Source organism: Streptomyces antioxidans (assembly GCF_000968685.2).
Lineage (GTDB): Bacteria > Actinomycetota > Actinomycetes > Streptomycetales > Streptomycetaceae > Streptomyces > Streptomyces antioxidans.
Map to the genome: position 1 here is coordinate 28123 of NZ_LAKD02000063.1, position 12988 is coordinate 41110.

General features: G+C 72.5%; 8 protein-coding genes. 6 read left to right on the forward strand and 2 right to left on the reverse strand.

All coding sequences use genetic code 11. From position 1 onward, the window contains the following. Positions 1 to 185: 185 nt before the first annotated feature. Positions 186 to 1292, reverse strand: coding sequence for a chitinase (locus VT50_RS24030; protein WP_046085526.1), 1107 nt, complete (start codon positions 1290 to 1292; stop codon positions 186 to 188). 166 nt (positions 1293 to 1458) lie between these two features. On the opposite strand from VT50_RS24030, the gene VT50_RS39105 reads away from it, so the two are divergent. From VT50_RS39105 to VT50_RS24060, 6 genes are all read left to right on the forward strand, one after another. Further along, positions 1459 to 2334: a hypothetical protein gene (locus VT50_RS39105; RefSeq protein ID WP_143645260.1), complete on the forward strand. Its 876-nt coding sequence runs from the start codon at positions 1459 to 1461 to the stop codon at positions 2332 to 2334. Further along, entirely contained in the window at positions 2331 to 4625 is a 2295-nt protein-coding gene (locus VT50_RS24040) for a bifunctional polysaccharide deacetylase/glycosyltransferase family 2 protein (protein WP_046085525.1), read from the forward strand. The genes VT50_RS39105 and VT50_RS24040 overlap by 4 nt, the downstream gene beginning before the upstream one ends. 78 nt (positions 4626 to 4703) lie before the next feature. Further along, positions 4704 to 6122 carry a class II fumarate hydratase gene (locus tag VT50_RS24045; protein WP_046085524.1) on the forward strand — a complete coding sequence of 473 codons (1419 nt, stop codon included), beginning with the start codon at positions 4704 to 4706 and terminating at the stop codon, positions 6120 to 6122. A gap of 102 nt (positions 6123 to 6224) precedes the next feature. Continuing rightward, entirely contained in the window at positions 6225 to 6926 is a 702-nt protein-coding gene (gene fomD / locus VT50_RS24050; protein WP_046085523.1) for a cytidylyl-2-hydroxypropylphosphonate hydrolase, read from the forward strand. A gap of 134 nt (positions 6927 to 7060) precedes the next feature. Continuing rightward, on the forward strand, positions 7061 to 7780 hold the full coding sequence (locus VT50_RS24055; protein WP_046085531.1) for a class I SAM-dependent methyltransferase: 720 nt from the start codon (positions 7061 to 7063) through the stop codon (positions 7778 to 7780). A gap of 513 nt (positions 7781 to 8293) precedes the next feature. Next, a complete protein-coding gene (locus VT50_RS24060) occupies positions 8294 to 10501 on the forward strand; it encodes a SpoIIE family protein phosphatase (RefSeq protein WP_420822219.1) in 2208 nt (735 codons plus the stop codon). Positions 10502 to 10556: 55 nt separating this feature from the next. Here the strand turns inward: VT50_RS24060 and VT50_RS24065 are convergent, their stop codons facing one another. Next, positions 10557 to 12791: a transglycosylase domain-containing protein gene (locus VT50_RS24065; RefSeq protein WP_046085521.1), complete on the reverse strand. Its 2235-nt coding sequence runs from the start codon at positions 12789 to 12791 to the stop codon at positions 10557 to 10559. Between the last annotated feature and the right edge of the window lie 197 nt (positions 12792 to 12988).

The following is a 12988-nucleotide window of genomic DNA, read 5'->3' on the forward strand; positions in this document are numbered from 1 at the left end:
ACCTCGCCCCCAACAGGGACTCCCGACCCCACCAGTCAGGCGCCCGGCACCGCCAAGGGCGCCCGGGCCCTGGATCCCCGTCCCCAGAGCGGGACAGGGGGCGTCCGCACAGGCGTAGACGGTTGGGAGGGGCCGTTGGGCGGGCCGTGCGAGGGGTGCGTGCCGTTCCGTGGCCGTGCGTGCGGTCAGCCCCTCAGTGCCGCCTCGAAGGCGCCGGGGCGCTGGGTGATGCCGCTGCAGCGGGTGTTGGGGACGACGTTCGCGTTCGGCTCGGGGGCCGCGGCACCGGTCGCGGGGGCGTCCGGGGCAGCGGACTGGGTGGCGGACTGGGTCATCTCCGGGGTGCACGACTGGTCCCGTTCGGCGGACCACATCGACAGCCGCCCGATCCCCTTCTCCGCGGCGAACCGCGCCAGACCGGACGCGTCCTCCAGCGTGAAGGTCTCGCCCGTGACGTCGTTGACCCCGATCATCGGCGTCACGGTGAGGATCTTCCAGGCGGCGGCGTCGGACATGCCGAACACCTCGCGGATCCGGGCCTGGGCGGCGGTGGCCGCCTGGACGGCGTAGTCACCCATGTCACCGGTGTGGTCGCCGCTGTAGTTCATCGCCATGATGTTGACGCCCGAGAGGATGGCCCCCTCCTGCTTGGCGGCCCGCAACTGGGCGATGCCCTCCGGGGTCAGCCCGTCCGGCATGGCGGGCAGGGTGAAGGAGATGTTCAGCCCCTCGTGGGTGCGCTGGAGGAGCGCGAGCGCCTGGGCGCGGCGGGTGGCCGCCTCGGCGTCGGCGAGCGTCTCGCCCTCGAGGTCGAAGTCGATCCGCTTGGCCTGGTAACGCTCGATCACCTCGGCGTAGGCGGAGGCGAGTTCGGGGACGTCGGCGCAGACCGTCGCGAGCTCGGTGGCCTCGGCGCCGCCGAAGGAGATCCGTACGTCGCCGCCCGCCCGGCGGACGCCCTCGATCCGGGCCTCCGGCCCCTCGTCCTCCAGCGAGGTGCCGCCGTCCCACACCGGGGTGCAGCCGTCGCCCGCGACGACGAAGCCCAGCGAGAACTCCTTGACCCCGCGCGCCGCCGCGGCGGCCATGTCGTACCCCGGGTCCGACCAGGCGTTGACGTACGGCACGAACTCGGCGGGCGGGCGCGCCGCGGGGGGCTGGGACGCCCGGGGCTGTGAGGGCGCGGCGTGCGGCTCGGGCGACTGCTTCTGGTGTCCCGCCCATACGGCGATGGTGGCGCAGACCACCGCGCCGGCCACGGCGATTCCGCTCATGCGGGGGCTGGCCCTCATGGCTCTGGCTCCTCCTTGTGGTCCGGTACGAGGCGCCGGGGGCCGGTGCCGCCCGTGCCGCTCTCCCGCCAAACCTCGCATACCCGGTGAAGCCTATTGAACTATGACACACCGCCCGTTTGACTTATATATCGCATGTCGTATTTTCTGCATTAACCTCATCCGTATGGATCCTCAGTCAGATGTGGCCGAGCGCGCGCCTTCGCGTCCCCTCCGCGCTGACGTGGCCCCCAAGGGGCCCATGTCCGTGGCCCGCAAGGGGCCCGTGTTCGTGGACCTCTCCGGGCGCCGCGGCCGACTGGTACGACATGTGGGCGTCCTCGCGGGAACCGCCTGCCTCGGCTATTCGGCGGTCCTGGGGCTGGGCTACGCGGGCGGCACGCCGTTCGCGCCGCAGACGCTGATCCCGGGGCATCCCGTCTCCGCCGAGGCGTTCGGCCCGGCGACCAAGCGCACCCCCGAGGGGCGTTCGGGGCCCGCCGAGCCGCGGGAGCCGCGTCACGCCCACGCGTACGGCTACGACGACGAGGACGCCCCGACCCACCGTCAGCAGGGGCGCGAGCGGCGCGCCTCGGGGCGCCCGGAGCACCGGAACGCCCGTGGACCCATCGCCCTGCCCCCCGTCACCACCCGGCCACGGCCCGCGCCGCCGCGGGCCGACCCGCCCAAGGCCGCCCGTGTGGCCGCGCGGCACTCCCCCGCCCAGCACCGCGCCGACGGCCGTAAGCCCACCGCGGGGCACCGGCCCGCGGGGCACCACAAGACCGGCCACACGCCGTCACATCCGGCCGCCCGCCCGGCCGGAAAGCGGCCCGCGGACGCGGCACATCCCCCGTCGAAGCACCGCCCCGCCGGTGCCGAGCCGCCCGCCAAGGGCCCCGCCCGCCCGCAGGCTCCCGGCCACGCCGCGTCCCCCCAGAAGCCCCAGCCCCAGAAGCCCCCGCAGGCCGATCCGCCCGAACCCCCCGAGGGGCCCGCGGCCGGAGGCGGCGCCCCGGACGACGGGCCGGGCGACCCCGGGGACGCGGGCGAGGCGTCATGAGCGGCGGCAGACCGCCGAGGCTGCCGCGACCGCGCCGCCGACTCCCCGCGCCCCGTCACCGTCAGAACGGCGCGCCCCGTACGGTGTTCCGGCTGACCGGCAGCAAACCCAAAGCCACCGGCGAACCCAAGCCCACCGGCAGACTCAAGCTCACCCGCAGACTCCGTACCGTCAAGCCGCGCAAGCTCCGCACCCGCACCCGGATGGCGCTCGCCCTCGCCACCCTCCTCGCGCTGGTGTGCACCCTGCTGCTGGACGGCTATCTGCACTCCGAGGTCGGCAACGACGCCCGGGTGTACCGCTCACGGGCCTCGCACACCGTCCCCGACCGGCTGCGCAAGGGCGGCCCGGTGATCACCTTCGACCGCCGGGGAAGGGCCACCGAGCACGCCATCCCGTCCAAGACCATCGCGCTGACCTTCGACGACGGCCCTGACCCGCGCTGGACCCCGAAGATCCTCGAGGTGCTGCGCCGCCACAAGGTGCGCGGGACCTTCTTCGTGCTGGGCCAGATGGTGATCCGCCATCCGGAACTGGTCCGCCGGATGCGGGCCGCGGGCCATGAGATCGGGGTGCACACCTTCTCCCATGTCGACCTGTCGTACCAGGACAAGGGGCGCATGGACCGCGAACTCGCCCAGTCCCAGCTGGCCCTGGCCGGTGCGGCGTCCCTCACCAGCTCGCTCTTCCGGGCGCCGTACGCCTCCGAGGTCCGCGCGCTGGACGACCGCACCTGGCCGGTGCAGCAGCACATCGGCTCCAAGGGCTACATCAGCGCCTTCGTGGACACCGACAGCGAGGACTGGCAGCGGCCCCCGGTCAAGGAGATCGTCCAGAACGCCACCCCCGAGGGCGGGAAGGGCGCGTCGGTGCTCTTCCACGACGCGGGCGGCGACCGCGCCCGCACCGTGCAGGCCCTCTCGCTGTACATCGAGCGGATGCGGCAGAAGGGCTACTCCTTCACCACGATCACCGGTGCGCTCGGCGCCCGCAGCGCCAACCACCCGGCGCGCACCCTGCCGGTCTGGGAGGGCCGGGCGCTGATCTGGGCGGCCGCGGTCAGTCACCGCGCGCTGCCGTTCCTGATGGGGCTGCTGGGCCTGGTGGGTTTCTCGGTGATCGGGCGGCTGCTGCTGATGGTGGTCCTCGCCTGGTGGCACCGCCGCTCCCGGGAGCGGCACCGCTGGAGCCGGGTACAGGAGGTCACCGATCCGGTGACCGTGATCGTGCCCGCGTACAACGAGAAGGAGTGCATCGCGGGGACCCTGAGGTCGCTGTCCGCCTCCACCCACCCGATCGAGGTGCTGGTCGTGGACGACGGCTCCACCGACGGCACCGCCGACATCGCCGAGGCGCTGGGGCTGCCCAACGTACGGGTGCTGCGCCAGGCCAACGCGGGCAAGCCCGCGGCCCTCAACCGGGGCATCGCCCATGCCCGTCACGAGCTGATCGTGATGATGGACGGCGACACCGTCTTCGAGCCCACCACCATCCGCGAGCTGGTGCGCCCGTTCGCCGACTCGCGGGTGGGCGCGGTGGCGGGCAACGCCAAGGTCGGCAACCGGGGGAAGCTGATCGGCGCCTGGCAGCACATCGAGTATGTGATGGGCTTCAACCTCGACCGGCGGATGTACGACCTGCTGCGCTGCATGCCCACCATCCCCGGCGCGATCGGCGCTTTCCGCCGCCGGGCGCTGCTGGAGGCCGGGGGCATGAGCGCGGACACCCTGGCCGAGGACACCGACATCACCATCGCCCTGCACCGGGCCGGCTGGCGAGTGGTCTACCAGGAGCACGCCCGCGCCTGGACCGAGGCGCCCGGCTCCCTCGGCCAGCTGTGGAAGCAGCGCTACCGCTGGTCCTACGGCACCATGCAGGCGCTGTGGAAGCACCGCCGCTCGCTGGTCGACCGGGGGCCCTCGGGACGGTTCGGACGGGTGGGGATGCCGCTGGTGGTGCTCTTCCAGATCCTCACCCCGCTGTGCGCACCGCTGATCGACCTCTTCACCCTCTACGGGGTGATCTTCCTGGACCCGGTGCGCTCGCTGCTGGCGTGGGCGGCGCTGCTGCTGGTGCAGCTGCTGGGCGCGGCGTACGCGTTCCGGCTGGACCGGGAGAACTACCGGGCACTGGCCGTACTGCCGTTGCAGCAGATCGCCTACCGCCAGTTGATGTATCTGGTGCTGCTGCACGCCTGCGTCACCGCGGCCACCGGCGCCCTGCTGCCGTGGCAGAAGCTCAAGCGCACCGGTGAGGTGGACGCCCCGCGGGCGCCCGAGGCCGTACGGTGACCGGGCTCACCCGTTCGGCTCAGCGGGCGCGGGAACACGGCCCGGCGTGAAGACGCTGTGCTGGACGGAGGTGTCCCCATGACCGACGAGAGCCACCGCGACGACGGCCCCCGGGAGGGCTACCGCATCGAGCACGACTCGATGGGAGAGGTCAGGGTGCCCGCGCACGCCAAGTGGCGCGCCCAGACCCAGCGGGCGGTGGAGAACTTCCCCGTCAGCGGGCAGCGCCTGGAGCGGGCGCACATCGAGGCGCTGGCCCGGATCAAGGGCGCCGCCGCCCTGGTCAACGCCGAGTTGGGCGTGGTGGACGAGGAGGTCGCGGGGGCGATCTCGGAGGCGGCGGCCGAGGTCGCCGAGGGCCGCTGGGACGACCACTTCCCGGTGGATGTGTTCCAGACCGGCTCCGGCACCTCGTCCAACATGAACACCAATGAGGTGCTGGCCACGCTGGCGAGCGAGCGCCTGGGCCGCCCGGTGCACCCCAATGACCACGTCAACGCCAGCCAGTCCTCCAATGACGTCTTCCCCTCCTCCATCCACATCGCGGCCACCGCGGCCGTCACCGCCGATCTGATCCCGGCCCTGGCCCATCTGGCGGAGGCGCTGGAGCGCAAGTCCGCCGAGTTCGCCGAGGTGGTCAAGGCGGGGCGGACCCATCTGATGGACGCCACTCCGGTGACCCTCGGCCAGGAGTTCGGCGGCTACGCGGCCCAGGTGCGGTACGGGGCCGAGCGGCTGCGCGCCTCGCTCCCCCGGCTGGCCGAGCTGCCGCTGGGCGGTACGGCGGTGGGCACCGGGATCAACACCCCGCCCGGGTTCGCCGCCGCCGTCATCGCCGAGCTGGTCCGCACCACCGGGCTGCCGCTGGCCGAGGCCCGGAACCACTTCGAGGCGCAGGGCGCGCGGGACGGGCTGGTCGAGACGTCCGGGCAGTTGCGGACCATCGCGGTCGGCCTCACCAAGATCGCCAACGATCTGCGCTGGATGGCCTCGGGCCCGCGCACCGGGCTCGCCGAGATCGCGCTGCCCGACCTCCAGCCCGGCTCGTCGATCATGCCGGGGAAGGTGAACCCGGTGATCCCCGAGGCCGCGCTGATGGTCGCGGCGCAGGTCACCGGCAATGACACCACCGTCGCCACGGCCGGGGCCGCCGGGAACTTCGAGCTCAATGTGATGCTCCCGGTGATCGCCAAGAATCTGCTGGAGTCGATCCGGCTGCTGACCCAGGTCTCCCGGCTGCTCGCGGACCGCACCATCGACGGGATCACCGCCAACGCCGAGCGGGCCCGGGAGTACGCGGAGTCCTCGCCGTCCGTCGTCACCCCGCTGAACCGCTACCTCGGCTACGAGGAGGCGGCGAAGGTTGCCAAGCGGTCGCTGGCCGAGCGCAGGACCATCCGCGAGGTGGTGCTGGACTCCGGCTATGTGGAGCGCGGACTGCTGACCGTGGACCAGCTGGACGAGGCCCTGGACGTCCTGCGCATGACACATCCTTAGAGGGCTCGCGGCCTCAGACGGCGCGCCCTCTTAGGCGGGCGTTGGTCCCCAGTTGCGTCATAGGTCACGGCGCGGCGGCCCGCGCGCACCTAAGATCTGCTCATGACAGCGGACATCGTGGAGACGACGGGGACGGCGGACACCGCCCGGTGGGCACCGGGTGACCACATCCTGTGGCGCTATCGGGCCAACGCCTCGGACCTCATCCACATCTGCCGTCCCGTGACCGTCGTCGAGGACACCGCGGAACTGCTCGCGGTCTGGCTGGCCCCCGGCACCATCTGTGTCAAACCGCAGCTCACCGACGGCACCGCGGTGCACCACGAGCCGCTGCCCACCCGGTACACCAAGCCGCGCACCACCGCGCGGTCCCAGTGGTTCGGCACCGGGGTGCTGAAGCTGGCCCGGCCCGGCGAGCCGTGGTCGGTGTGGCTGTTCTGGGACCACGGCTGGCAGTTCCGTAACTGGTACGTGAACCTGGAGGAGCCACTGGTCCGCTGGGACCGGGGAGTGGACTCCGAGGACCACTTCCTGGACATCGCGGTCTACGCCGACCGCAGCTGGGAATGGAAGGACGAGGACGAGTTCGCGCAGGCGCAGCGGGCCGGGCTGATGGGTCCCGAGCAGGCGGAGCGGGTCCGGGCCGCGGGCCGGGCGGCCACGGCGGCCATCGAGTCCTGGGGAGCGCCCTTCCGGGACGGGTGGGAGAGCTGGCGGCCCGACCCCGCGTGGTCCGTGCCCGCCCTTCCGGCGGACTGGGGCCGTACGGACAAGAAGCACACCTCGGCACACTCGAGGTCATGAACCTCTTGTCGTGTCCCAGTGTTTCAAACGTAGGATCGTCGTCCGGAACACTGCCCATGCGGGACACCAGACGCCGGCGCAAGTCACGGGCGACGCGCAAGATCTGACGTAATGTCACAGGAGGGGGCGGAGTGGTGAGCGGTGAGGACGGGCACGAGGACGGTTACGAGGGCTACGAGGACTTCGACCGCCTCGCACTGGACCGCAGCGGTCAGGCGGAGGCCTTCGACCACATCGGCGACCGCTACGACGACGCCTTTCCGCACAAGGAGGGCCAGATCGGCGCCGGCCGCTGGCTGGCCGAGACGCTTCCGCCCGGCTCCCGGGTGCTCGACGTCGGCTGCGGTACGGGGCGGCCCACGGCCCGTCAGCTGGTCGACGCCGGGCACGAGGTGGTCGGGATCGATATCTCCCCGGGGATGCTCAAGCTGGCCCGGGACAACGTTCCGGAGGCCACCTTCCACCATGTGGACATCGTCGATCTGCGGGTGGGCGGCCGGTACGGCCCGGGTGGCCCCCGGGAGCTCGGCCCCTTCGACGGCATCACGGCGTACTTCACGCTGCTGCTGCTGCCCCGCCCGGAGATCCCGTACGCACTGCGGACCCTGCACGCGACGCTCAGACCCGGGGGGCTGCTGGGGCTCGGCATGGTGGAGTCGGACATCGACGACTTCCCCATTCCGTTCCTCGGCAACTCGGTCCGGGTATCCGGATATCTGCGGGACGAGCTGCGCCAGGTCGTCCGCGATGCGGGCTTCGAGATCGCCGGGGAGGACTCGCACGCGTACGCCCCGGCCAGCACGGACGTACCACCCGAGATCCAGCTCTATCTGAACTGCCGACGACGTGCCTGACACTCGGTGCGCCCACGACGGGCGGGCGCACGGCCCCGGACGGATGGAAACCCACGCGTGACGGAGCACCCCACCTCCCACAACAGGCGGCAGCCGACCACCTCTGCCGCCGCCCCGGGCGCGCCCGCGCCCGACGACGCGCACGGCGCGGTCCCGGACCCGCGGACCGCCGTGCGGCAGACGGCTGCCCCCGGCCAGGAGCCGGGCGACGGCCGCTCGCGTCCGGCCCGGCCCGCGGACGGCCCCGCGGGCCCTGCCGCCCACGACGGGCCCCCGGGTCCGGCCGGGGAGCCCGCGCCCCGCGCCAGAGGGCGCGGCGCCGCCCCCGAGCGCGGCGAGGGCGCCGAGCGTACGGGACCCGCGCGCCGTGGCCGCGGCAGGGGCGGCGCGGACCGGGCGGACGGACGGGGGAGCGCCGCCGCGGCGCGCGGTGGCGGAGCCAGGGAGCGCCGGACCACGGCGGAGAGCGAGCACCCGGCGCAGCCGGAGCACGGCACACCGGAGGGCGAGCCAGTGTGGGACGCGGATCGCAATGCCGCGAGAGGCGCGTCGCGCCGACCGGGTACGAACGGCGGCACCGGCGCGGGCGGGCAGCCCCCGGCCGCCCAGGCCGACGGCCGCGGCCGGAAAGCGAGGCCCCGGGGCCCCGGCGCGGGCGAACACCCGGAGCGCCCCGTCGGGGCCCCCGCGGCGGCCGACCCCGGCGAGACCCATGGGACGGCTGGGCCAGGCGACACCCACACGGCGGCAGGGTCCGGTGACACCCACGCGGCGGCAGGGTCCGGTGACACCCACGCGGCGGCAGGGTCCGGTGACACCCATAGGGCAGCCGGATCCGGTGACGCCCACACAGCAGCCGGGACGGGCGGGGCCCGCGGTGCGGGCGGGGCCGGGGAGGCCCGTACGGCTGCGGCCACGGCCGGTGAGGTCGGCTACGGTACGCCGGAGGGCGGGGTGCCCACGGTGCCGCCCGCGGGCGGCACCGCCGCCGCCGAGGCGGCCACGGCGCGGGACCGGGGCGGCGACCGGCTGCGCTTCGTGGGGGCCGCGACGCGCCGGATCGCCCGGGGCATCGACCTGGACGAGATCGTGCTTGGCCTGTGCCGGGCCACCGTGCCCACCTTCGCCGACGCGATCCTGGTCTATCTGCGCGATCCGCTGCCGGTCGGCGATGAGCGCCCGGTCGGCCCGGTGGTGCTGCGGCTGCGCCGCACCGACCGGATCCCGCTGGACCCGGACACCGACAGCGGGCGGCTGCCGCTGCTGCCCTCCCAGCCGGACCTCTCGCCCGCCGTGGGCGGCGGCCCGGCCGCCGAACTGTGCGAGGTGGAGGCGGGCGGCCCGCTGGCCGAGGTGTTGCGCGGGGTGCGGCCGGTGTTCGGCGACTCCCAGGCCGCCCGCGCCGCGCTGCCGGAACTGCTCGGCGAGGGGCCCTCGGTGGCGACCGGTCAGCGCACCGTACTGGCGCCGCTGCGCGGCCGCCGCCGGGTGATCGGCGCGGCCGTCTTCGTACGCCGCCCGGACCGGCCGCCGTTCGAACCGGACGATCTGCTGGTGGCGGCCCAGCTGGCCACCCACACCGCGCTCGGCGTCGACAAGGCGGTGCTGTACGGGCGCGAGGTGTACATCGCGGACGAGCTCCAGCGCACCATGCTGCCCGACTCGCTGCCCCAGCCCACCGGCGTCCGGCTGGCCAGCCGCTATCTGCCCGCGGCCGAGACCGCGCGGGTCGGCGGCGACTGGTACGACGCGATCCCGCTGCCGGGCAACCGGGTGGCGCTGGTGGTCGGCGATGTGATGGGCCATTCGATGACCTCCGCCGCGATCATGGGCCAGCTGCGCACCACCGCACAGACCCTCGCCGGGCTCGACCTGCCGCCTCAGGAGGTGCTGCACCACCTGGACGAGCAGGCCCAGCGGCTGGGCACCGACCGCATGGCCACCTGTCTGTACGCGGTCTACGACCCCGTCGCGCACCGCATCGTGGTGGCCAACGCGGGCCATCCGCCGCCCCTGCTGCTGCACCGGGGCGGCCGCGCCGAGGTGCTGCGGGTGCCGCCGGGGGCGCCGATCGGGGTCGGCGGTGTCGACTTCGAGGCGGTCGAGCTGGACGCGCCCGCCGGGGCCACCCTGATGCTCTACACCGACGGTCTCGTCGAGTCGCGGATGCGCGATGTGTGGACCGGGATCGAGCAGCTGCGGGAGCGGCTGACCGCCACCGCCCGGCTCACCGGCCCCAACCCGCCGCCGCTCGAGCCGCTGTGCGACGAGGTGCTGGACATGCTCGGCCCCGGCGACCGCGACGACGACGTGGCGCTGCTCGCGGCCCGCTTCGAGGGCATCGCGCCCAGCGATGTCGCGTACTGGTTCCTTGACCCCAAGGCGCAGACCGCCGGGCAGGCGCGCCGGCTGGCCCGCCGGGCGCTGGCCCGCTGGGATCTGGACGATCTGACGGACGCGGTGGAGCTGCTGGTCAGCGAGGTGGTGACCAATGCGGTGCGCTACGCGGAGCGGCCCATCACCCTGCGGCTGCTGCGCACGGACGTGCTGCGCTGCGAGGTCGGCGACGATGTCCCGCAGCTGCCCCGGCTGCGCCAGGCCCGGCCATCCGACGAGGGCGGGCGCGGGCTGTATCTGGTGAACCGGATGGCGCGGCGCTGGGGCGCGACCCGGCTGTCCACGGGCAAGGTCGTCTGGTTCGAGCTCGCGATGCCGTCCTGAGCCGCCCGGCCCCAGTCCGGTGCGGGCGCGCCCCCTGGCGCGCCCGCACCGGCCGTCACTCCTGGTCCCTGCGGAGGAAGCCGCCGCCGTCGTCCGACGCCGAACTCGACGGGCCGGGCGGGCTCGGGGTGTCGCCGCCGTCCGGGGGCGACGCCGACGACGAGGCGGACGGCGACTCGCTCGCGGACTCACTCGACGACGGGGACGACGAGGGCGACTCACTGGTGGACTCGGTCGCCGACGGGCTGGAGGACGGCGACTCCGAGGTGTCGCTCGAGCTCGGCGACGGGGGCGGCTTGACCGCCGCGCCCATGTCGGTGTCCAGGTCGAACTTCGAGGCTTTCTGGCCGTTCAGCGCGGCCTGGGTGTACGCGGCCCAGATCTTGGCCGGATAGTCACCGCCGTTGACGCGGCCGCCGCCCGCGGTGCCCTTGAGCGAGACCTGCTTGCCGACGCCCTTCTGCTCGCCGAACATGCCGACCGAGGTGACCAGATCGGGGGTGTAGCCGGAGAACCAGGCCGACTTGTTGTCGTCCGAGGTGCCGGTCTTGCCCGCGACCGCCTGGCCCTGCTGCCGTACCGCCTGGCCGGTGCCGTCGTCGACCACTCCGGTGAGCACGGAGGTGACGGAGTCGGCGGCGCCACGGCTGATCGCCTGGCCGTTGGTCGGATCGGGCAGCTGGGACCGCTCATCGCCCTTTTCGGCGGACTTCACGATCGCCGGGGTGACCTTCTTGCCGTGGTTGTCGAGGGTCGAGTAGACCCCGGCCATGTCACGCGGGCTGGCGCCCATCACGCCCAGCGACATCGCGGGGCGCACGTCGAAGCCGCCCGCGTCCTCGTTCATGCCGAGGTCGATGGCGGTGTTCTTCACCTTGTCCAGGCCCACGTCCACCGCCATCTGCGCGAAGACGGAGTTGACTGAGTTGTTCATGGCCTTCTGGACGGAGATGGGGCCGTAGGACTTGTTGTCCTCGTTCGGCGGAGCGAAGGCGGTGTCACTGCCCTTGACGGGGCGTCTGCTGGTGCCGTCGTAGATGGTGCTCGCCGTGATCGGGGTGCTGTCCTGGGCGGTGGAGCCGTTCTCCAGCCCCGCGGCCAGGATCAGCGGCTTGAAGGTGGAGGCGGGCTGGTAGTCAGAGCGGGTGGCGTTGTTGATGTAGTGCTTGGTCGCGCCGGCGCCGCCGTACATCGCCACGATGCCGCCGGACTTGGGGTTTACCGAGACCGCGCCCACCTGTGCGTTGCCGTCCACCTTGCGCTTCTTCGGGTCCAGCTTGTCGGTCAACTGGCTGCGGACCGCCGTCTCCAGCGCCTTCTGCTTCTTCTTGTCGATGTTCAGGGTGACTGTCCAGCCGCCGGCCTCGAACTCGTTCTCGTTCACCCCGGCCTTGTAGAGCTCCTTCTTCGCGGCCTCGATGAAATAGCCCGTCTGGCCGTCGAGGCCCGGGATGGGGCGGGGCTCGATGGGAATGGGGAACTTCAGGCCCTCGCGCTCGCCCTTGGGCAGCCAGCCCTTCTCGACCATGTTGTTGAGGACGTAGTTCCAGCGGGCCTTCACCAGCCGCTTGCCGTTGGGGCCCGCGGCCGACCAGTCGTACTGGCTGGGCGCCTGGAGCACCGAGGCGAGATAGGCGCCCTGTTCGACGCTGAGGTCCTCGACGTCCTTGTTGTAGTACGCGCGGGCGGCGGCCTGGATGCCGTAGGCGCCGCGGCCGTAGTAGCTGGTGTTGACGTAGCCCTGGAGGATGTAGTCCTTGGACTTCTGCTGGTCGACCTTGAGCGAGATCACCAGCTCCTTCAGCTTGCGGCTGACGGTCTGTTCCTGGTTCAGGTAGTAGTTCTTGACGTACTGCTGGGTGATGGTCGAACCACCCTGCTTGCCCCGGCCCAGTGCGGTGTTGACGAGACCGCGGGCGGTGCCGGTGAACGAGACGCCGGAGTCGCTGTAGAAGTCCTTGTTCTCGGCGGCGACGAAGGTGTGCTGCACCTCCTTGGGGATCTTGGACAGGGGCACCGACTCGCGGTTGACCTTGCCCTCCTTCGCCATGATCGTGCCGTCGCTGTACTTGTAGACATTGGCCTCGGCCTTGGCCGCGGCGTTGGCCGGAGGAACCTCCACCAGCAGATAGAGGATGAAGAACCCCCCGATGAACAGCGCACAGAGCCCCAGGAGATAGCCGAGCAGCCACTTCCAGGTGAAGAACCGGCGTATGCCCCCCGCCTTCGCCGCCCGCTTGGCCCTGCGAGCGCTCTTCTGCCGCGCGCGTCGCTCTTCCGCTCTACCCATCGCTCCCGCCGCTCCAGTCCGTAGGCCCCCCAGGCCAGCTCATGAAACTAACACCGCAACAACCCTCAAATGCCCATCGATCTAGCTTTTTCCGAAGGTGACAAAGAGCACCCGCCCCAAGGGAACTGACGGCTTACGGACGCCAAGGGTTGCCACCCACGCATAATGTGCTATCACTTTGCTAGAGTCTGCCGTAC